Source organism: Njordella calcicola (assembly GCF_056494125.1).
This window is the reverse complement of sequence record NZ_CM151396.1, coordinates 1,144,051-1,164,448: the sequence shown is the minus strand read 5'-3', so window position 1 is coordinate 1,164,448 and position 20,398 is coordinate 1,144,051. Positions and strand designations below refer to the sequence as shown.

General features: G+C 51.3%; 19 protein-coding genes. 17 read left to right on the top strand and 2 right to left on the bottom strand.

Annotation, left to right across the window (positions count from 1 at the left end):
* The first annotated feature begins 353 nt into the window (after positions 1-353).
* From SH302x_RS04435 to SH302x_RS04425, 3 genes are all read left to right on the top strand, one after another.
* Positions 354-1,049 (top strand): 7-carboxy-7-deazaguanine synthase QueE, encoded by a 696-nt coding sequence (locus SH302x_RS04435; RefSeq protein WP_479367537.1) that lies wholly within the window; start codon positions 354-356, stop codon positions 1,047-1,049.
* Between the two features lie 29 nt (positions 1,050-1,078).
* A complete protein-coding gene (locus tag SH302x_RS04430; protein WP_479367536.1) occupies positions 1,079-1,852 on the top strand; it encodes an enoyl-CoA hydratase/isomerase family protein in 774 nt (257 codons plus the stop codon).
* A gap of 281 nt (positions 1,853-2,133) precedes the next feature.
* Positions 2,134-2,952, top strand: a complete 819-nt coding sequence (locus SH302x_RS04425) for a hypothetical protein (protein WP_479367535.1) — start codon at positions 2,134-2,136, stop codon at positions 2,950-2,952.
* A 137-nt stretch (positions 2,953-3,089) separates the two neighbouring features.
* Here SH302x_RS04425 and SH302x_RS04420 read toward each other — a convergent pair whose 3' ends face one another.
* Positions 3,090-3,992: a DUF1571 domain-containing protein gene (locus SH302x_RS04420; RefSeq protein WP_479367534.1), complete on the bottom strand. Its 903-nt coding sequence runs from the start codon at positions 3,990-3,992 to the stop codon at positions 3,090-3,092.
* The gene (locus SH302x_RS04415; RefSeq protein WP_479367533.1) at positions 3,953-4,477 is read right to left on the bottom strand and encodes a hypothetical protein; all 525 of its coding nucleotides are present in this window, start codon (positions 4,475-4,477) and stop codon (positions 3,953-3,955) included. The genes SH302x_RS04420 and SH302x_RS04415 overlap by 40 nt, the downstream gene beginning before the upstream one ends.
* A gap of 250 nt (positions 4,478-4,727) precedes the next feature.
* On the opposite strand from SH302x_RS04415, the gene SH302x_RS04410 reads away from it, so the two are divergent.
* The 14 genes from SH302x_RS04410 to SH302x_RS04345 all read left to right on the top strand — a co-directional run bounded on the left by SH302x_RS04410 (position 4,728) and on the right by SH302x_RS04345 (position 20,392).
* Positions 4,728-5,228 carry a hypothetical protein gene (locus tag SH302x_RS04410; RefSeq protein WP_479367532.1) on the top strand — a complete coding sequence of 167 codons (501 nt, stop codon included), beginning with the start codon at positions 4,728-4,730 and terminating at the stop codon, positions 5,226-5,228.
* A 130-nt stretch (positions 5,229-5,358) separates the two neighbouring features.
* The gene (locus tag SH302x_RS04405; RefSeq protein ID WP_479367531.1) at positions 5,359-6,033 is read left to right on the top strand and encodes a phosphatase PAP2 family protein; all 675 of its coding nucleotides are present in this window, start codon (positions 5,359-5,361) and stop codon (positions 6,031-6,033) included.
* Positions 6,034-6,066: 33 nt separating this feature from the next.
* On the top strand, positions 6,067-6,312 hold the full coding sequence (gene yacG / locus SH302x_RS04400; protein ID WP_479367530.1) for a DNA gyrase inhibitor YacG: 246 nt from the start codon (positions 6,067-6,069) through the stop codon (positions 6,310-6,312).
* A gap of 133 nt (positions 6,313-6,445) precedes the next feature.
* Positions 6,446-7,723: a hypothetical protein gene (locus tag SH302x_RS04395; RefSeq protein WP_479367529.1), complete on the top strand. Its 1,278-nt coding sequence runs from the start codon at positions 6,446-6,448 to the stop codon at positions 7,721-7,723.
* A gap of 83 nt (positions 7,724-7,806) precedes the next feature.
* Positions 7,807-9,063, top strand: coding sequence for an acyltransferase family protein (locus SH302x_RS04390; RefSeq protein WP_479367528.1), 1,257 nt, complete (start codon positions 7,807-7,809; stop codon positions 9,061-9,063).
* Between the two features lie 58 nt (positions 9,064-9,121).
* Positions 9,122-10,165 carry a signal recognition particle-docking protein FtsY gene (gene ftsY / locus SH302x_RS04385; protein ID WP_479367527.1) on the top strand — a complete coding sequence of 348 codons (1,044 nt, stop codon included), beginning with the start codon at positions 9,122-9,124 and terminating at the stop codon, positions 10,163-10,165.
* A 148-nt stretch (positions 10,166-10,313) separates the two neighbouring features.
* Positions 10,314-11,252: a hypothetical protein gene (locus SH302x_RS04380; protein WP_479367526.1), complete on the top strand. Its 939-nt coding sequence runs from the start codon at positions 10,314-10,316 to the stop codon at positions 11,250-11,252.
* A 141-nt stretch (positions 11,253-11,393) separates the two neighbouring features.
* Complete coding sequence (locus tag SH302x_RS04375) at positions 11,394-11,780, top strand: hypothetical protein (RefSeq protein WP_479367525.1); 387 nt, start codon at positions 11,394-11,396, stop codon at positions 11,778-11,780.
* 40 nt (positions 11,781-11,820) lie between these two features.
* Entirely contained in the window at positions 11,821-12,828 is a 1,008-nt protein-coding gene (locus tag SH302x_RS04370; protein WP_479367524.1) for a ribonuclease H family protein, read from the top strand.
* Entirely contained in the window at positions 12,828-13,043 is a 216-nt protein-coding gene (locus SH302x_RS04365) for a SlyX family protein (protein ID WP_479367523.1), read from the top strand. Before SH302x_RS04370 ends, SH302x_RS04365 begins: the two co-directional genes overlap by 1 nt.
* 307 nt (positions 13,044-13,350) lie before the next feature.
* Positions 13,351-16,464, top strand: coding sequence for a secretin N-terminal domain-containing protein (locus SH302x_RS04360; protein ID WP_479367522.1), 3,114 nt, complete (start codon positions 13,351-13,353; stop codon positions 16,462-16,464).
* Positions 16,465-16,588: 124 nt separating this feature from the next.
* Positions 16,589-16,984, top strand: a complete 396-nt coding sequence (locus SH302x_RS04355) for a F0F1 ATP synthase subunit delta/epsilon (RefSeq protein ID WP_479367521.1) — start codon at positions 16,589-16,591, stop codon at positions 16,982-16,984.
* A gap of 5 nt (positions 16,985-16,989) precedes the next feature.
* Complete coding sequence (locus tag SH302x_RS04350; RefSeq protein ID WP_479367520.1) at positions 16,990-19,227, top strand: hypothetical protein; 2,238 nt, start codon at positions 16,990-16,992, stop codon at positions 19,225-19,227.
* A complete protein-coding gene (locus SH302x_RS04345; RefSeq protein WP_479367519.1) occupies positions 19,196-20,392 on the top strand; it encodes an amino acid aminotransferase in 1,197 nt (398 codons plus the stop codon). The genes SH302x_RS04350 and SH302x_RS04345 overlap by 32 nt, the downstream gene beginning before the upstream one ends.
* Positions 20,393-20,398: the final 6 nt, after the last annotated feature.

The window sequence follows — 20,398 nt, the reverse complement described above, 5'->3', positions numbered from 1 at the left end:
TAGAAAACGTGTCCACCAAAATTCTTGATGGGCTACGCATATCGTCTGCTTGATAAGACATCAACCATAGTCAACGCTTTGAGCAGACTTGATTTGCTTTGGGAGATACGTATTGCAGGTAACATGCCAAGTGAACGCATTGGTTGAAAAGCGACTGCAAAATTGGGAATCTTTTAGCGATGGTTAACCGCCCCGTCTAAACAAGAATGAGGCTCAAGGGTATTATGCACGAAGAGCCTTTCCCAAAACCCGAGAAGTAGAATGGGCTTCCAGCCCGTTGAGCGTTTTGGGATAGTCATGAAGAGCTTCGATACAATCATCTACGTTAACTTATCCCAAACGCCAGTTTACTCATGCGAATTGCCGAACTCTTTGCGAGTGTTCAAGGAGAAGGTGTACTGACGGGTACTCCCAGCGTTTTTGTACGTACCAGTGGTTGTAATCTGCGTTGCTGGTTCTGCGATACACCTTACGCATCCTGGAAGCCTGAAGGGGAAAGCTATTGCGTTCAAGACGTCGCGCAAGCGGTTCTAGAGTTTGAATGCGAGCATGTAGTTATCACAGGTGGCGAACCGTTGATCGCCGTCGGCATTGAAGAGTTGACTAACCGTTTGTCCGAGCAAGGCAAGCACATCACGATCGAGACTGCTGGCACGGTGTTTCCCAAACAACCGTTCGTATGCGATTTGATGTCGATCAGTCCCAAGCTCAGCAATAGCGCACCCGATATCCAGTCGGAACCGCTCTGGCATCGCAGGCATGAGGAGACGCGTCACCGCCCCCAGATTGTTCGGGAACTGATTGCCGCATCGAAAGACTACCAGTTGAAGTTTGTCGTAGGCTCGGTGTTAGACGCCGAAGAAGCCCTTGAGTACTTGACCTTGTTACATGACATCGATCATTGCAAAGTGTACTTAATGCCGCGAGGCACCAGCCACGACGAACTAAAGATGCAAATTGAATGGTTGCAACCATGGTGTACCGAACATCGACTGAAAGTCTGTGACCGGATGCACATCCACTGGTTTGGCAATACACGTGGAACTTAAAACCTAGGTTTACAAGGAGTACACTGAAAATGATTACTGTCAAAGTCACTGCGCCGACAGCCACGATCATTCTTGATCGCAAGGCAGCCCATAACGCTTTGAACGAAGAGATGGTTGGGCTGTTGCAAGAAGCATTTGAAGACCTGCGACAAGAAAAGCAGGTACGATCGGTCGTTTTAACTTCGACCGGTGAAACGTTTTGTTCTGGCGTTGACGTGCGAGCTTGGCATGAAACGATGCAAGATAGCGATACAGCGTTGGAAAGCTGGCAGGAGTTGACCCTGGAACTGCAAACATTAATTGAGCAGATGTTGCGGTTCCCAAAAGTGATTGTGGCTGCCGTCGATGGTGGCGCGATGGGCTTTGGATTAGCCATGTTGCTTGCGAGCGATTTAGTTGTCGGGACCGAACGCGCTTATTTGGCTTTGCCAGCTCCGCGGTTGGGTTTAGTTTCCGGGCATGTCGCTCCGCTCTTAGCGTTTCGCTATGGAGCAAGTTCGGCGGCCAGGTTGATGCTGGGCAACGAACGAATCGATGGCAAAACAGCAAGTGCGTTGGGTTGGATCCATCGTTTGGTCCCCAGCGATCAATGCTGGGTTGCTGCAGAGCAATGGGCGCGTGATGCTGCCGAGTCCGCGCCGGAAGCGATTCAAATGAGTAAACGCTTGCTGAATGAAATGATCGGCGAAAGCGTCTTTACTGCTTTGTCCAGCGGCTCAAGTGTCCTAGCAACAATGTGCTCTACGGAATCTGCCAATGAAGGGCTGACTGCTTTTCTTGAGAAGCGTAGCCCAATATGGTAGCCTCCGGTTGAGCGTTGTGCTTGGTCAACAATTTGTTGAACGTTTGCAACATCGAGACTGAAGCTTACAACCGAAGCAGACCGACCAGGAATCCATTAGGCGGGCAACCAGCTAACTTAAGCCGCTATCTAACAAGCACTTGCAGTTGCCCTAAAAGCTTCGATCGCACCTCCGCATGGCTGATTGGTCTGGGATATGCATAACGCTTATTGTCGTCTCGGTGGCAAGAGAACGCTGTGATTTCCGCGTAGGTTTCAAGCCCCCAAACCTGGAGTTTATCGATGCATGCAAGATGGTTAGTAGATATTGCGGCTTTGCTAACATACCACTCGCAGACCATGATTGAAAATGGAGTGTGCTTGCCGCGCGAAGCGGTGAATCGGTATTGGATGGCCTCCAGACAGCGCATGGATACCTGGAATCGAACATTACGCGAGTATCGCGAGTGCTTGGAAGAAACGGGAGCTTCGTATCGCGGATTGATATGGAAGCAATTGCAATCGACCATTGAAGAAGTCTTCTTGAGCGATCTGCTGGTCCGATCGATTTGTGCTGTGGCCAAACGACTTGAAGATCACCGAATTGATTTGGACTCCCATGCGGTCGCAGCAAGCGTTTTTTCTGGCCAAGAAGACTCTAGGAATCGCTGCTTGCACTTGATGAGCAACGGGATCGGCCAACCGCTTGACCTTGCAATGCGACTGAACCGCATTCGCCAGTCGATGGAGACCTGGAGCGATACATTGATCAGCATGATTGATGCCCCGGAAAGATCTACCTGCTATCTATTTGATCGTAAGAACAGTTATGCCCACGAAGTCAGCGACCAAGGCGCACGTGACCGACAGTCAAAGCTGCGATGGCAGTTCATGATCTCGGGATGCCAGCAGTGGGCAAGCCAACACTGCACATCAATTTCCGCGAACCCCGAATTGAATGAATCGATACATCGGTCAGCGTACAACATGCTTCAGCCAGAGTGGATGGAGTCCATGCAGTACAACTCGATGGAGATTACTAGCGGTGAGAAACTGCTGATTAAGCTGCAAAAGATCGTCGAGGATTCGTCGAAGGAAGAACTGGCGAACAGCTTATCTTAAAAGTTAATTCAGCCGGTCGGCGCAGGATGCGATTAAGCTGGATTTGGTAATCGGAGAGTTGCGGTTGTTTTTGTTACGGCACTCGGAGAGTGCCTACTACCCTGTTACGGCACTCGGAGAGTGCCTACTACCTTGGGTCACGGGAAGTTGTAGTTGGGATTGTCGGGATTAAAGTCTTCCTCGGTAAGTCCGACGTTGATTTTCAAATTGCGATAAACATAGCGTTCTTCAATGGGCAGTTTGCCGTCAGCAGTTGGCCATAAGTAAGCGGTATAGCTAACGGGCAATTGCAATTCTTGGTCAAAAATGATTTCGGCTTGATGAAAATCAACGGACTCGTTCCTTACGGGATGAGTAACGACAATCTTGCGTGCGGGACGATCTTCCCAGGTGAGGCTATCCTCGGTGTCCACTGTGCAGTCGTTTTGCGATCGATCGCGGAGGCCTTTCTCAATCAGCTTTTTGAGTAGGTTTTCGAGACCAACTTGGTTTGCGGGATACTTGTTGCCACGCATCGCCAAGGCGCTGGTGGGCGCTAAGTTGACTCGCATGACGTTCATAAAGCCCGATTCGTGTACGACCAAACGATCATTGTTTTTTCCTTCAATCCAGATGACTTCGCGACCGGCTGAGCTGGAAGGTTCGATGAATCGGAAGTAGGCGTGCAGCGGATGAGGCTGATCGCTGCCGGGTCGCGGGGATCGAGAGAGAACCTTCAGTTCCATAAACTGCGGTTCTCCCAGTTTGCCGTTGATCCGCTCTTGCTTTTCCAGGGTGGCCGTGTAGTCCATCACCGTCTGCTTCATATTTACTAAAGCTTCTTGAGCAATGACCAGGATGGGGTCCAACGGATGTTTATTGGCGTCTGATTGGATAACCCAATTTGGGTCGATGACCTCTGGTACAGGGCGGTCGAGTCGAGCCTTGTTGCGCTTGGTGTAAAAATGCATCACCACGAAGAAGAAACTGAAGCCGATCGCCGTGATGATAGTAAACTGAATTAATCGTGCAGACCAAATTCGGTCCCTTTCGCTAGCCATTCTTTGACATCCTCGAATTCAATTAGGCGTGCTAGGTGAAAACCTGCCGTGGAAAGCGAGAAGTCTCGATGCAAGTGATGGATCACCAGTCCGAAGACGCATAGCTCGCGGAAGCCCTCCAAGAATTGTACGGTGATTTCGGGATTGCTGGCATCCCGAAAAGCGATCGTAAGACCTTCTTCGTCCTCGATATATACGGCAACCAATCGAGACGGGGCTTCAAAAGCGGTATGCAGCCCTTTGATCTCGACGATTCCGCGATTTCGAGCAGCGTATAGAATTGCGCGTGCTTCATGAGACAGTTCCGATAAGTCGGGAATTCTTGGCCGATCGACAATCGCTTGTGAACATAACTGGGCTAACGCGACCAAGATTGGAGCTCCAGCTCCTAACGCCTCCCAGGATCCCGACAAATACGAATCGACCGGATTTAAGGCCGTCGCGCGACGAATCGGACGTGAGAATTCATAAGTATCGTCGTTCATTCCTCTGACTTTCGAATCTTCAATGGCTGCGAACCCCACCTTACACTGGGCAAAAGTAAACGAATCTTAGTTAGTATAGCAATCGACAAGCGTTGCGGATTCGTTTTGGGACGCAACTTGGCCCTAAATCGAGGCTGATTGCAAGGTATGGTTTGAGCCAAAAACCAGGCGGAGTCGTAGAGATTTCGCCAGGATTCGTCTACCCTCAATTGGGCTAGGCTTATAATCTGTCCCAAGAAAGGATTCTACCATGCCAAGCCGTTCTATTGCTCCACGATTGCGTTTGTTGGGGCTCCTGCTCATTTGTGCTTCGATCATCATGGGGCTGCTACTGTCGGCCATGGGGGTTGATTCGGTAAATCTCAGTTCGCCGTTCGCTCAACAAGTTGCCGACAATGTGCAGCAGTTTAGTAAAACGGGCGAATTGCAAACTTCGCCATTTCGCAGCCAGTCGATCTTGGAGCCCGGGCTCGCAGATCCTGCGTTTGCTGGCAACACAATCGATTTGTCAGGCAATAGCCAGGTTTTGGGAATTCACACTCCGCCGCTCCAGCCAATTCTACCGGTAGCGACTTCGGCGAACTTTCCGTCAGAAGCAGGCTTGGAACCGGCGGCTGAAAAAGCGGAACCCTACACCGTTTCACTGTGGATGCTAATCACGCCGCTATTGTTAGTTGGCATTTTACTGTGGATGACGCCAATGCCAAAACGCACTTCTGCGGCTAGCTCAAGTCGCCGATCCAAGCGATAATCGATTCTTGAAATGCGATTCAGTTCAATTTTGTTTTTGGTCCCGCTAAAAGGCGACAGTGCCCGCAAAACTCTTGGCGATATTGCGATTAATTGAACGCTATAGGATGAAGCCGACTTTGAATCAACCCATGCAAACCAAAAGGGTTTGGCACAGTTTGCCAGTGCTGGTACTAGCGATTGCTCCTTTGGCGGCCATTGCAATCGCCTCTCAGGACAGCGCTATTGTGGCTTGGATGTCGCAGCGTGATTTGCCAGGTGACATTGAGAAAGCCCTCCAGCTCTCCGAAGCCTTTGCACATGGCAGTGGCGTTCTAGCGATCTTTGCTGTTTTGTTGACCGTTGATAAAGCGAACCGCCGTAAGATTCTCTTGATGCTGGCGTTGGTCGTGACCAGCATGGTCGTAGCGAATCTCTCCAAAAGTCTGATGAGTCGAGCTAGACCGTATACGTTTGAAGATGTGACGGCTATTGCGGGAACTTGGTTTCCTGAGCAGACACGTAAGGGCTGGGACACGGGCGTGAGGTCATTCCCATCGGGGCATTCCGCGACGGCAGCAGCGATGGCATTTGCGTTATCTCAGCTTTATCCTCGCGGCAGATACCTCTTTTTTGTGATTGCGGTGGTCGCTTGCTTGCAGCGAATCGCTTCACGATCGCACTATCCAACGGATGTGCTGGCCGGAATTAGCATTGCCGCTTTCTTTGCGGTGATTTGGCAACTAGTATTTTCTGCGCAGATCGAGGAATATGAGGACGTTGCTGAAGCTCACTCAAGTGACGATCGGCGGCACGATGCTGCCTAGTTGTCCGCAATTGAAAAATGAAGCAGTTGGAAAATGAATAGGTCGAAAAACGGTAAAAAACAGCCCGCCTCAAACACGCTGGCTTGCCCGACATGTGCAAAACGCTTCGTATTTGATGTGAAATCGTCGTTTATGCCATTTTGTTCGGAGCGATGCAAGTTAATCGATCTGGGCCGCTGGATGAACGAAGAAATTGGAATGCCCCACATTCGGTCAGAGGACGACGAAGAGGAGCCAGAGGAGCCGCCGCCACCTGTTCGAGAATGGCGATTCGATTAGATTTCAGGTTCCTAGTTGGCGGACATTTGCTTTTGTCCCGAAATTGCGAATCTACTTGTGGTTGAAGAAAGCTCAATTCCACGACTAGAATCTTGGTTTTCCAAAACTGCGAACTGAGCTTTTTTCAATCCAGATGCCAAATTCAACTGATGCTGACCGATCGCTTTCTGCGGAACGCGGCGACGACATTCTCCACGCGGTCGGTTCTACTCGTGTAACTATTGATTGGCAGCGATCGATGCCATGGTGGTTTTTCCTTTCCGGTTTCGTACGACTGGGCTGGCGTCTTTCGCACGTTTTGTTTGCAACGTTGGGGGTTTGGCTGTCCTTTTTAGGTTGGCGGCTAGCCGCAGGTTTGCTGACTGTTCCGCGGGAGATCGGCGACAGCGGCCAGGGCTATCCCGACATTTGGAGTGTTTCGTCTGGGCTGGGTTTGGATTTCATTCGCGTACTGGGCAGTATCACGTGGAAGTTCGATATGCGTGGTATCGCAGCGTTGGGCTTGTTGTTTGTTTGGCTGGTGCTGGTGTGGGGCGTGGTAGGTGGAGTGATCTGCCGCCGTTCGGTTGTGGAATTAGGAGCTAGGACCACGATTGGCTGGACGAGCGCTTTCAAGCTAGTGTTGGCCAGACTACGAGCGATTTTCGAGGCGGCAGGCTTGCCAGCTCTCGCAGCGATCAGCCTGTGCGTTATTCCTTTTCTGTTGGGGTGGGTTGGCCGCTTTGGTACGATCGGTGAAGTTCTGGCTGCGATTGGTGTACTTGGTACCTTTGTGGTGGTGATTCCGATCGCGTGGTTGGTGCTCCTAGTTCTACTGGGGTTCCCGTTGATGACCGCTGCAATCGTGACGGAAAAAGACAGCGATGCTTTCGATGGATTATCTCGTGCCGCAGCTTATTTGTTCCAACGGCCTGTCACGGTCCTGATTGCAGTGGTGGTGGCGGGTACGATAATTTCGCTTTTCACGTCCATCGTGGCAGCGATCTATGCGGCTGGCTCGTGGGCGTACATTGCCGCTTATGCTGCGGGTTCAGGAATCGAAAACTTCAGCCAGCTTCGTACGGGCTTTGCCAACAGCATATGGCAGTTCGTGCAAGTGTTCGTGGGACTCCTTATCTATGGATTAGCCGCATCATTGTTCTGGGCTGCGGTCGCTGCAACCTATTTGATCGTTCGTCGCGAAGTCGATCACACGGAATATGATGAGTTAGATTTGCAAGAGACCGGTTCGCCGCTTGCTTTGCCTTCGTCAAACTATGATCAAGCGGGCGTCTTGGAAATTGGACGTCAGGAAGAAGCCGCACGTTCATCCGCGACGAACGCTTCAGCAGCCACTCCCACTGCACCGCCAACTACCCCTCCCCCCACCACCGAGCCCGCCAACCCAGCCAGCGGCGATACTGTGTCGTAATGCGAGCAAGTCAGGCGGCTCGCATTTCGTTTCGACGTCCTTCGGAATCAAAACAGCGACACGGCAATGAATGAGACTTCGAAATGAACGCAACGGCCCTCCTTGGAAATTCCGGTACCGCTTTACCTTCCGCGCAGCCTCCTCTTAGCGATGCTGCTGCGACAGGGCCCAGTCCTGCCAAGCGTGTGATCAGTATCGACGTTTATCGTGGGTTAGTGATGTGCCTAATGTTGTTGGAGATGACCCAACTGGAACGTTTTGCGCATGCGATGCATGGAAATTTCTTTTGGGACTTTATCTACTTTCATACTTCGCATGTAGAGTGGTTTGGTTGTTCCTTGCATGACTTGATTCAGCCAGGATTTTCATTCCTGGTTGGGACAGCGTTGGCGTTTTCAATATTCTCGCGTAAGGCTCGCGGGCAATCGTTCCAACAGATGCTGATTCACGCGGTCTCCAGATCCTTGATTCTTATCTTCTTGGGTATCTTCTTACGCAGCTTGGGACGCGATCAAGTCAACTTCACGTTCGACGATACGCTAACGCAGATTGGACTGGGTTATACGTTCCTATTTCTAATTGCTTGGTTACCCAGTGCCTTTCACTATGTGGCAATTGGAGTCATCTTAATCGGCTACTGGTTGGTGTTTGCTACTTACCCAGCGCCGAGCATGGACTTTGATTATGCGTCGGTAGGCGTACCTGCAGACTGGCCGTATCATCGGCCAGGCTTGGAATCTCACTGGAACAAAAATTCGAACGCGGCCTGGGCGTTTGATACCGTTTGGATGAATTTGTTTCCTCGTCAAAAAGAGTTTACGCACTCTTCAGGCGGTTATGCAACGATCAGCTTCATACCCACTCTTGCCACAATGTTGTTGGGGTTGCTGGCCGGCAACTGGTTGCGAACGATAGAGACCGTTCGTACTCGTCTTACACGTTTTGTCTTGGCCATCGTGACGTGCGCCGGACTTGCTTTGCTGGTGGACTACGCAGGTTGGTGTCCGATCGTTAAACGGATTTGGACTCCCACATGGACGCTTTACAGTGGCGCATGGTGCTTTGCGTTTCTACTTGGATTCCATATCGTTTGCGATTTGCAAGGCTGGACCCGTTGGTCGTTTCCTTTGCGAGTCATAGGAGCTAATTCGATCGCGGCTTATTTCATGAGTTGGACGATTGTCGATTGGTTTAATGAGAACTGGCAACGTTACCTAGGCTGGGCGACTGTGAGTATCCGTCCAGAAGCGAAGGAATTGCTTTTTGGAACGCTGACGTTTCTTGCAATTTGGATGATACTGTATTGGATGTATCGCAAAAACATTTTACTGCGAATCTAAGCACAGAACACGCAGGATGTGTTTTGATGATTAGCGCCACACGAAGACTTGTTGACAAATGGTATTTTGGAAAAAGAAACCTGTTGAAAAATCGGTAGCGGAGAGTGCCACGGATGCTGTCCAGTCCGCCTCGGCCGATGCTGCGTCGGGCAATTCGCCGTCCGCTGATAGCGTCGAAGAAAAATCGGGGTGGATGAGTCGACTGAAGACCGCTCTATCAAAGACTAATGAATGGTTGCACACCGACATTCGCGATTTGCTAAAGACAGAAGGTCGCGTGGTCGACGAAACCTTCCAGCGCGAGCTTTATGCGATGCTGATTAAAACAGACATGGGTGCTCAAGTAGCAGGCAAGATTCGAGATCGAATCGGCCATGACTACCGTGCGCGAAAGGTCCACATGGAAGACATTTTGCAAGTTGCCAGCGAAGAGATTCGCAGCATGATGCAGGACCGTCCGATCGCAATTCAAATGGCTCCAACGAATCCTACGATTATCCTTGTGGTGGGTGTCAACGGAGCTGGCAAAACAACTTCCATTGCGAAACTTGCCAATCGTTTCACCAAGCAAGGGAAACGCGTTATTCTGGGAGCAGGTGACACGTTTCGCGCTGCTGCGGTCGCTCAGTTAAAGATTTGGTCCGAACGCATCGGATGCGAGATTCAGTGCGGTGAAAGTGGCAGTGACCCGGGGGCGGTTGCATTCAAAACCGCTCAGCGAGCCAAGGACGAAGGCTTCGATGTTTGCATTATTGATACTGCCGGACGTTTGCAAACCCAGGTCAACTTGATGCAACAACTGGAAAAAATCCGACGTGTTGTTGGCAAGCAAGTGGAAGGAGCTCCGCACGAAGTGTTGCTGGTGCTGGATGCGACGGCCGGACAAAACGCAATCAGCCAAGCTCGCGGCTTTTCCCAAGCCGCCGGTTGCACAGGAATCGTTTTGGCAAAATTGGATGGCAGTGCTAAAGGTGGCGTGGTAGTCCCCATCCTGAACGAATTCCAGTTGCCGGTGAAGTTTATTGGGATTGGTGAATCACTGGATGATTTAGCTGAATTCAATCCGGAGCAATTCACGCGGGCCCTGCTGGATCTGCGTTGAAGCAAGCAAATTACGCCTACGAAAGATCAAAAAGTCGACAAAGCGTCTGTCAAATCTTGCAATCTCCTGTGTAAGAATCGTCGATTCTCGCATGAGAAGTTATGATAAGACTCCGAGGTCGTTTTACAAAGTTTGAGTTTTTGATTCTATGGCTATTCAATTTCGCTGTTATCGTTGTCAAAGCTTGCTGCAGATCGAATCGGCTGCTCCGGGCCAAATGATCCAATGTGGCAAATGCAAAAACATGTTGCAGTTGCAACCGCCCAACAAAGATGCCCCGTTGACCAGGGATCGGATGCAGATTTGGCGAACGTTGCCATCCACTCCTGACCCCAAACAAGTACAAGCGACTCGGGAGTCCACGGACTACTGGCACCACGTTGCGAAAGAGACGAAGCATGCCCAAAGTGCGCGTGCAAGTGGATCGGCAGCCCAACCAAATCCGTTCGAGGACATTTCCAACATGTCCCGAGAGAATTCTCCCTTGGTGGTTGTACCTGCATCCTACTTGGACAAACCCAAACGTCGTAAATCACGCGCTCGTTCTAACAGCGTGCTGCATGGGCTGTTCATGCTATTTGGATTCGGTGCTGTGATACTTACGGTAACGGGGACAATTATTGCCATCAAGTACAATCCGTATTCACGCACCACCGAGTTGAAACTGCAAGGCTACGCAGTGACTGGTCCTGGTGATCGCGTTGCGAATAGACCGGGAGTATCTTCAAAATCAGAAATGTCGCAAAACCCCATCACTAAATCACTTTATGAATTGGGATATGTCTACTTAGAAGGCCTCAATATCGAAGCTTACATCGCTGGCATTCGCCAACTGGGAGCCAGCGACATCTATCCAGTCGAGCGTGCGAATCTAGCGGGCTATCATTATCAGTTGGCGGGTGACGCAAAGACCCCCAAGCATGAAGCGGAGATATTTCCAGTTCAAGGAGGAGTGCTGATCACGGCTTATATGAATGGCGCTGACCGAGCGGCAGCGATGGGACAGCCTCATCGCTTGAGCGCCGAGGAGTGTCGAGCGAAAGATCGCGTTCAAGATTTTTTCCATTCGCTCAAACGCGTTCCATAGCTTTCGCCTATCCGAAAAGGGGTCTGACCCTTTCCGGCAAGGCATACATAATATTGATAACGACTTGCCTCAAAAGGTTCAGACTCCTTTTCGATGGACTCTAAGGTTGGCGACTTGCGTCTAGCAGCGTGACAGAATTTTATGGCGTCTCAAAAGCGTACTTTTAAGCAAAAGGGATTGGACACTCAGCAATGGCTGCTGCTGGGAGTGTCGGCTTTGCTATTCATGGTTGCTTTGATCCTGAAATTACCCTTGGACATTGATGAATCGATAAAAATCTGGGGGTTCAACATTCTGATCAAAGTCGCATTAGTGCTAATGGCAGTCGCCCTGGCGTGGCCGCAGTTGCAAAGTATGCAACATTCTTCTTATGGCCGAGTTGTCTTAGTCGGCTTGCTTGTCGCGGCGATTTTCTTTTTAATACGCCCCAAAGCAATGACGGCCATCGTACCGCTGATCGTGATCGGCATGGTGATTTTTATTGCAATAACGTTTTTACGCAACCTGTTCTCCTCTCCGAAAGATTGATCTGGTCGCGAAAACCAATGGATTGAAGCGTTACAAACACATGAAGTTAATACTTGGAATCGATGAAGCCGGGTACGGTCCCAATTTAGGACCGCTGGTGATCGCATGCACTGCGTGGCTGGGGCCTTCTACGTTGCCCGTCGATCAATGGTCGGAGATTTTAAAGCCAGAGTTTTCCACGGAGGTTCGCGCCGGTTCCGACGCTCCGATTGCGCTGGGCGATTCCAAACTGCTTTATTCATCGACACGGAAACTTAATGTACTGGACCGCACGGTAGGATTCTTCTTAAGTCGGCTCAGTCGCGATAATGCGCTGATGCTGAATCGGGCGGACTTGCTGGAATCGCTGGACGTCGAATTCAAAGAACAAATCAGTCAAGCCACTTGGTTTGAAGACAACCTAGCCCCTTTAGAACCAGTCTTTGCACCGGAGCAAATCCACAGCAAGCTTCGCGAACAAGCGTTGTTGAAAATGGAGAGTGCGGGGCTACGGTTCTTAGATGTGCGTTTGCGAGTCATTACCGAACCACTCTTCAACACCTTGGTTGGTAAGCACGGAAACAAAGCCACCGTGCTCACTCGTGAATCTCTGCGATTGGCAAAGACCATGCTAGCGAGACTGATGAGCGTCGAGTCAGCGACTTTGATGGCCACTCCATTGGATGCGATCGAACTGTATTTCGACAAACATGGGGGACGCTCGAAATACGTCGCCGCCCTGTCAGACTGTTGGCCAGAATGGTTCTTTGCAATCCAATCCGAAGCCAAGGAACTCAGTCGCTACTACGTAACGCCCAGTCAACTGCCCAAAGAATTCTCTTTTCTTGCGAAGGGCGATCGCTTGACCCCATGCGGCCTAGCGTCCATCTTTGCCAAGTGGACACGCGAGCTACTGATGCTACGCTTAAATAACTTTTGGCAGAGTAAGATTGCGGATTTGAAGCCGACGGCAGGCTACCCCGTGGATGCCAAAAGATTCGCTAGTGAGATCGAACCCACGGCAATGAGTTTGAATTTGAGCCGTGACCAGTGGTGGAGAATCGTTTAATGAAGACATTGGAACAACGCGTCGAGCAGCTTGAGTTTGTGATTTCCCACATGCAATCCACCGTCGACGATTTGAATGCGGTGGTGATTCAGTTGGGAAAGACGCTGGACCGACTGGAACGCGAAAACACGGAGCTTCGGCGTGAGCAGGAGTTTCTGCAGCAGCATGTCGACTCCAACCGGACTCTGCCTCACGAGAAACCGCCGCACTACTAGCGGCACAGTTCAGTGACGGCACAGCTTGGCAACCGCACAGCTTGGCAACCGCACAGCTTGGCAACCGCACAGCTTGGCAACCGCACGGCTTGGCAACCACATGGCTTGGTCCGACTGCTTAGGATTCCTGTTTGCTCCGGACCAACGCCAGATTTTAGTGAAGATTTGCAAACGCGATCTCGACATTCTTTTACAGCAGGCAGCTTGGCGAGTACAATGTGTGCGGATACGGGACACACCCAATATCTTTGCGGCTCGTACTTTACCATAAGTCTCGTCAGACCTCTTCATTTCTGGACAACCCCACATGAGCATATTGTCCCGAGCGATTTGTATGTTTCTGCCTAAGGCGATGCGTGAAATGCAAATCGGACTAGGCAAGCGATTAAAGCGGCTAATCGGTGTCACTGCGACGATGGCTTTCGCCTTCCCGCTAGTTCCCGTCGCAGCACAAGATCAAATCATCAAGATGCCGGATGGCACGACGCAAGTCGTTCGGGCACCGCGTCCGGGCCAGCCTAACGCGACACCTGGGGCACCGACGCCCCCATCACCAGGGGCTCAACCGGGAACTCCAGGGGAAAAACCTGCCGACGCAGCAGCACCTGCTCAGGCAGACGCCGCTGGCGGTCCTGTTAAACGACCGACGACGCCGCCGGAGCCACCGGATCGAAAAGAATTCAACATCATGCCTGACGCTGACGGCAAGATTCAATTCAACTTTCGAAATCAGCCTTGGCCAGATTTACTACGATGGTTGGCCGGCGTTTCCAACATGTCACTCGACTGGCAAGAGTTGCCCGGCGATTTTGTCAATTTGGCGACAACGCGTCCTTATTCGATCGAGGAGACTCGCGACTTGGTCAATCGCCTGTTGTTGCTGCGTGGCTATACGATGCTGGAGTTAGGCGATGTTTTGATGGTAGCCAAGACCGAGGGTATCAATCCGGCCTTGGTCCCGCAAATCCCCAGCCACCAACTCAGCTCGCTTCCACCCAATCGTTACGTACGAACCTCTTTCGCTTTGCAAAGCTTGCTGGCAGAAATCATTGCGGAGGAAATCAAAGATCTGAAAAGCAACAACGGTCGTATTACACCGCTGACCACGACCAATCGACTTGAGGTGATGGACGCGGTGGTCGTCTTGCAAGGCATACAGCAATTATTGGAAGAAGAGCAATCATCCGCCGTTCGCAATCAATTAGCGAGTGAATTTGTTTTAAAGTACGTTCGTGCGGCGGAAGTAAAAGAGCAATTGGAAGTGTTTCTTGGGCAGCAGAAAAACGCGATGCCTGACCTGAGCGATCCACGGCAAATGCAGCAGTTCCAACAGCAAATGCAGCAAATGCAACAGATGCAGCAACAAATGCAGCAACGCGGAGGTGATCCCAACGCCAATGCGCAAGCCAAGCGACCGCCCAGACCAACCGACGTTTTCCTGGTGGCCAGCAAACGACAAAACAGCATCATCGTCCACGCTCCACCCGATAAACTGGCTATCATCGAATCGTTCATTAAGCGGGTGGATGTTCCCTCCGAAGCCAACGATAACCTGCAAACGATGCTCAATGGGATGAAGGTCTATCGACTATCATCACTGAACCCCCAGCAGTTAGTCACAAGCCTCTTGGCCATGGACGCGCTCGAGCCAACGACGCGACTGGAGGTCGATGAGAAGAACAAAGCCGTCATCGCATATGCATCACTAGCCGATCACTATGCGATTGGTAAAGTCATCGAACGTTTGGATGGCTCTGCGCGAGAATTCGAAGTGGTCCAACTGCGTCGTTTGGACGCCGAGGAAGTAGCTGGCACTATCCGCTTTCTGATGGGCGTGGAACAAGAGGAAGAGAGCAATAACAACAACAGCTACGACTATTACAACTACTACTATGGCTCGCGCAATCGCAATCAACAAGACAAAGGAAAAACGGACAAGTTCCGTGTCGGTGCAAACTCCCGCGATAATCAATTGCTGGTTTGGGCCAATGACATGGAGCGAGAAGAGATCAACAAGTTACTGATCAAGTTAGGCGAGATTCCGCCCGCTACAGGCTTTACTTCCCGCGTCCGAGTCATCGAAGCAAACCGATCGGCAGATACTTTGGAATACCTCAAAAAACTTCAGCAACGCTGGAATGAAATCTCCGATTCACCGCTGATCTTGCCGGGCGAGGATGAGTTTCGAACGCCCATGCAAGAGCAGCCAAAGAATGAAGAGCAGCCAAAGCCGACGCCCAATTCCGACCCGAGCGCGCCACCGCCAGACGCCAAAGATGGCGATGCCCAGCCTGAAGCCCAACCAAACGCTGACCCCAACAATGAAAAGATCACTCAATCTTCCAAGTTGCGGACCTCAACTCTGGTCGCCGCGCCAAACGATGAAAACACAGACCAGTCACCGCACGGCCCGACTTCTCAGGCTTCCCAGCAAACGACGCAAGCAACCGGACTGACTAGTCAGAATGCGAAACAGTCCGCACCGCCCATCTCGATTAGCTTTGACGAGAATGGCAATCTAATTGTACGCAGCGACGACACCAAAGCCCTTGATCTGCTCGAAGAGATCATGCTGCAGCAACCGCCGCCCAACAAACCATTTACCGTTTTTCAAATCAAAAACACACGTGCAAGCTGGATCGTCTTGAATCTTAAAGACTACTTCAGCGATGAAGACAAAGCCCAAGAAACTGGTTCCAGAAGTGTTTACTATTTTTACGACCGGCCGCAGGACAAAAAGAAGGAAGACCCTCAACTGAGCGGTAAAAAGAAAATGCGGTTCGTCTACGATCCCGACACCAACACCGTGATTGTCCGCAATGCCGATGCGCAACAACTGGAGTTGATCTCGGATCTGATTAAGTTATGGGACACGCCTGCCAAAACGTCGGACAAAGATCTGCGATACACAGAATTGGTCCGCGTAAATTACTCCAAAGCCGACGCGATTGTGGAGACTATCAAAGATGCCTACCGTGACCTGTTAAGTTCTAATGACAAAGCCTTCCAGCAGCAGCGAGGTGGAGCAGGGGGAGGCGGTGGCGAAGCCAAACGGGATAACGACGAAGATGTAGTTCGCAATGGAGCGGTCAACTTTACCTTCGAAGGCAAACTGTCGCTGGGTGTCGACCGCGTTACCAACTCTGTCTTAGTGTCCGCTCAAGGCAAAAGCTTGCTAGAACTGATCGTGAAAATGGTGCGACAGCTTGACGAAGCCGCCAAACCAGCCGGTTCGATGGAAGTTGTCAAACTGCCTGGTACGGCCAACAACGAATCGATGCAGAAAGCTCTGCAAGCTCTGCTGGGGATGCAAAAACCAGGCAATAACCAAGGCCAACAGCCCAACGATCAGCCCGGGAATGACCAAGCGCAATTTACGCCCCCGCCACCCGCGCCAAATCGCGGAAATGGACGACGGTAGCAGTGTCCTGCGGCAATTTGCCCAGGAAATGCCCGCTTAGGAAGTTTTCTGACGCTGGGTCTACAAACATTTACGGCCAGAAGTTACCATAGGGCCTCACGTCCATACTTTAAGGGTACTCTCCATGGCTCAAATTCGCTGCACCGTTACCACTCCAGAAAAAACCGAACTCGACTTGGTGGCTGACGCCGTCAATCTGCCGCTGTACGACGGACAAATTGGTATCCTGCCAGGGCACTCGCCGATGGTCGGTCGACTGGGTTATGGGATCATGGAAGTCAAAACCGGCAGCAAGACTGACCGCTACTATGTCGATGGCGGGTTCGTTCAAGTCACCTCCGAAGGCGTCGCCGTTCTCACCGATAAAATGCAGTCGCCCTCGACCATCAAGCTGGCTGACGCGGAGGAAGAGCTTCGAACCGCATTGGCTTTGCCATCCAACCAGCCTGCTTTAGCCGCCATCAAGGACAAGGCGCTAGTTCGAGCGCGCATGCGGAAGTACGTTGCGGAACGCAATTAGTTTGAATGCACGATCGCCCTCGGTACCGATACGCGGCCGCGAGAAGGACGACATTGTGGGCATTGTTGCCAGCGCTGCCGATCGCTTTCTTGCTGATGCCACTGTTGGTTCAGGGCCAAGTGCTGGGTTTTCGCGATTCCCTTCATTTCTACTATCCGCTTTGGAGCTATCTGCACGATAGGTCTTACGCGGATTGGCTGTGGCCTCAGTTCAATTTTCTGGATCGCGCCGGTGCGTCGATCATCGGTGAACCGACCAGCATGATTTTCTATCCACCGCGGCTGCTACTAAAGCTGCCTTGCATCGGTATCGAGCAGAGTATAGGCGTATTTCTTGCATTCCATTTGCTGCTGGCTTGGCTGGGTATGTATTGGGCCAGCACGCGTATCTTTCTGCGTTCTCCCCCAGTCGCGGGCATCATGGCTTGCAGTTATGCATTCAGTGGCCCGGTTTACTTCTATATCTACAACCCACCTTATTTGGTATCTGCGGCTTGGCTCCCGCTGGCGATGACGGGTATCTATCACTACGTTACTGCAGTCCGTTCCTCTACGCTTGGCAAACGATCATTCGCTACCACGCAAACACTTACAATGGTTGCATTGACAGCGATGTATTTAGGCGGGGACATTCAGATGCCTTATAACCTGGCCATACTCGCGATCGTCCTTGCCGCAGTGGTCAGCGTCTTGCAAAAGTTGCGACATCGACGCACCTGCGTGGCCCTCTCAACAACTTCAAAAGCTCGCGTGGCTTTCATTTATCTTTTGCAAGGCTTCTTACTTCTAGCTGCCCCTTTCATAGCCGCGACGTTGTTAGCGGCGATTCAATTAGTTCCTACGTATCGCTGGCTACACGCAGGTGGACTTGCTCCGATTGCGAGTCGAGGTATCTCGCATGAATTTACATTTCGATTGAGCGACATAGCAAGTTTGATCACCCCGCTTGCTCTGGGCAACTACACGCCCAGCCACACACGCTGGGCGGCTGCGGTGGACCACGCACCGATGTGGACGCCGTCGATCCACATCGGTTCGCTATTGTTAGCAGCGATCTTCGCAGGCGGAAGACAACTCATCCTGCGCAAAAATCGTTGGCTTGTGGTCGGTATTCTGTTTTGTACGATAGCAGCGACGGGAGATGCCTTGGGCGTCTACTCCATCCTGCGAATGGTAATGCCGTTCTACGATGGCTTTCGTTTCCCTATGAAGTGGTTCACCGTCTCAATAATCCTGCTATGCATGTTGGGTGGTCAGCTTCTGGATTACCATTATGTCAAGCGGCGGAGATCACAAAGCTGGGTGGTGGCACTTTTGAGCCTCGCAATAATGAACTTAGTGGTCGTGATCTTTTGCCTGTCTGCGCAGCCAGGAACATGGTTGTTCAGGTTACTCGATACGCAACCAGTTCCATCGGATGCCCTGTGCGGAGCGTTCCATCTAGCCGCTTGTTTGCGATTGATTCTCTCTGCCAGCGTTTGTACGGCAATTTGTTGTGCGTGGATGGCCGTTGCAGTGCACCGATCCAGGTCTCATGATCAAAAACATCTCTGGTGGCAATTGCTGATTGCTACTTCTGCGCAAGTGCTGTTTTGTGCTTGGCTGGTGACAACAACGGTTCCTACAGAAGCTTTGGCAATACAGATTCCGTCACAGGCCGTGTGGACAACACAGCAAGGGGAGATTCCCATTTATTGGAAGTCTGCCGCCCCAGCGGACTCAAAGCCGTTAGCCCGTTCATTAGTGTTTCGCTCGCAGCCCAGATCCGCAGCGGAAGTCGCCGCATTCCAGCGTTTGCAGTTGGTCGGCAAGATGCACTTACTGTCGCCCGGCCGATCCTTCGACGCACAGCTATCCGTGGAGCCTGAGGCGTATCGGCAGGCAAACAAACTCGCCTGGCTTAAACCTATCATTACGCCATCCCAGCAGACAGCCAACATTCAAGTGCAATTGCTGGACGACGAAATCCAAATCCAGCGAATGCCCGCCGACTCGGAAGTCACTGTAAGTTTGCCCATTCTTCAAGACGGTGGTTGGCGAGCTAACAACGCTCAGGCACGTCTACAATTTAGCGAGCAGCATATGTTGACGGTACACCTTCCCGCGACGGTGAAGGATGTTAAATTGACGTACTTTACGCCCGGATTAACCTTGGGTGCCTGCGTATCCTTGATTTCCGTCTTCGTTTTACTCGTTTTCTATTACATTTGCCATGTTCGAAAGCTTACCAGTCGCACCCCCTGATTCCATCCTCGGCCTTTCCGAGGAGTTTCAGAAAGATTCACGCACCAACAAAATTAATTTGACGGTAGGTGTATTTAAGGACGACCAAGGTTTGACTCCGGTACTGGCATCTGTCAAAGCTGCCGAAGCAAAATTGCTCTCTAGTGAAAAGACGAAAGGCTATCTCGGCATTGATGGTTTGGCATCATACACCAAACAAGTTACCCAGCTAACGCTGGGAACCGACATACCAGCGAGCCGAGTCGCAACGTTGCAAAGCCCTGGTGGTACCGGTGCGCTGCGAATTGCAAGCGACATCTTGAGCAAGTTTTCGCCCAGTAAGCGGATCTGGATCAGCGATCCTACGTGGGCAAATCACAAATCAATATTTGAGACATCGGGGTTAAATGTCCAAACGCATCCGTATCTAGGAGCTGACAAGATCTCTGCAGATGTCGATGCGATGGTAAGCTTTCTGAAGAACAACGCAAACCGTGGTGACATGATTTGCTTGCACGCTTGCTGCCATAATCCAACTGGCATCGATCCGACGATGGAGCAGTGGCAAGCCATCGGGGAGACCATCGCGGAAGTGGGGATGATTCCGCTGATTGATTTCGCTTATCAAGGTTTTGGTGATGGGCTGGTAGCAGACCAAATGGGTCTCAAGTCAGTTTTGAACTCTAGCGAAGAAGCGATCGTCTGCGCTTCCTTCTCCAAGAACTTTGGTTTGTACAGCGAGCGTATCGGCGCGGTGATGTTCATCTGCAAAGATGACGCGGCAGCCGAGGCGACGTTGTCTCAAGGCAAGGTCGTCGTGCGATCGAACTATTCCAACCCGCCTCGTCATGGTGCGGCTATTGTGGCTGAGATTCTTGGTGACGCTACATTGAAGCAACAATGGACCGAGGAAGTGGATGGTATGCGTGATCGTATCGATCGCATGCGTAAAAGCTTTGTGGCAACGATGCAGGAGAAAGATTGCGGACGAGATTTCAGTTTCTTATTGAGTCAGAAGGGAATGTTCTCGTATTCCGGTTTGAATCCAAAGCATGCCGCTTGGCTTAAGGAGAACAAAGCGATCTATATTTTGGGGACAGGGCGAATCAACGTGGCCGGCATGTCGAGCAATACGATGGAGTACTTGTGCGACAGCTTCAAGGAATGCCTAAGCGAAGTCCAATAGGTGGGC

Bases quoted from the DNA above. Each gene is read 5' to 3' on its own strand.
- SH302x_RS04345 (WP_479367519.1), top strand. From the start codon at position 19,196: ATGTTCGAAAGCTTACCAGTCGCACCCCCTGATTCCATCCTCGGCCTT.
- SH302x_RS04370 (WP_479367524.1), top strand. From the start codon at position 11,821: ATGAAGTTAATACTTGGAATCGATGAAGCCGGGTACGGTCCCAATTTA.
- SH302x_RS04410 (WP_479367532.1), top strand. From the start codon at position 4,728: ATGCCAAGCCGTTCTATTGCTCCACGATTGCGTTTGTTGGGGCTCCTG.
- SH302x_RS04430 (WP_479367536.1), top strand. From the start codon at position 1,079: ATGATTACTGTCAAAGTCACTGCGCCGACAGCCACGATCATTCTTGAT.
- SH302x_RS04390 (WP_479367528.1), top strand. From the start codon at position 7,807: ATGAACGCAACGGCCCTCCTTGGAAATTCCGGTACCGCTTTACCTTCC.
- SH302x_RS04380 (WP_479367526.1), top strand. From the start codon at position 10,314: ATGGCTATTCAATTTCGCTGTTATCGTTGTCAAAGCTTGCTGCAGATC.
- yacG (WP_479367530.1), top strand. From the start codon at position 6,067: ATGAATAGGTCGAAAAACGGTAAAAAACAGCCCGCCTCAAACACGCTG.
- SH302x_RS04415 (WP_479367533.1), bottom strand. From the start codon at position 4,477: ATGAACGACGATACTTATGAATTCTCACGTCCGATTCGTCGCGCGACG.
- SH302x_RS04425 (WP_479367535.1), top strand. From the start codon at position 2,134: ATGCATGCAAGATGGTTAGTAGATATTGCGGCTTTGCTAACATACCAC.
- SH302x_RS04355 (WP_479367521.1), top strand. From the start codon at position 16,589: ATGGCTCAAATTCGCTGCACCGTTACCACTCCAGAAAAAACCGAACTC.
- SH302x_RS04435 (WP_479367537.1), top strand. From the start codon at position 354: ATGCGAATTGCCGAACTCTTTGCGAGTGTTCAAGGAGAAGGTGTACTG.
- SH302x_RS04375 (WP_479367525.1), top strand. From the start codon at position 11,394: ATGGCGTCTCAAAAGCGTACTTTTAAGCAAAAGGGATTGGACACTCAG.
- ftsY (WP_479367527.1), top strand. From the start codon at position 9,122: ATGGTATTTTGGAAAAAGAAACCTGTTGAAAAATCGGTAGCGGAGAGT.
- SH302x_RS04360 (WP_479367522.1), top strand. From the start codon at position 13,351: ATGAGCATATTGTCCCGAGCGATTTGTATGTTTCTGCCTAAGGCGATG.
- SH302x_RS04405 (WP_479367531.1), top strand. From the start codon at position 5,359: ATGCAAACCAAAAGGGTTTGGCACAGTTTGCCAGTGCTGGTACTAGCG.
- SH302x_RS04350 (WP_479367520.1), top strand. From the start codon at position 16,990: ATGCACGATCGCCCTCGGTACCGATACGCGGCCGCGAGAAGGACGACA.
- SH302x_RS04420 (WP_479367534.1), bottom strand. From the start codon at position 3,992: ATGGCTAGCGAAAGGGACCGAATTTGGTCTGCACGATTAATTCAGTTT.
- SH302x_RS04365 (WP_479367523.1), top strand. From the start codon at position 12,828: ATGAAGACATTGGAACAACGCGTCGAGCAGCTTGAGTTTGTGATTTCC.
- SH302x_RS04395 (WP_479367529.1), top strand. From the start codon at position 6,446: ATGCCAAATTCAACTGATGCTGACCGATCGCTTTCTGCGGAACGCGGC.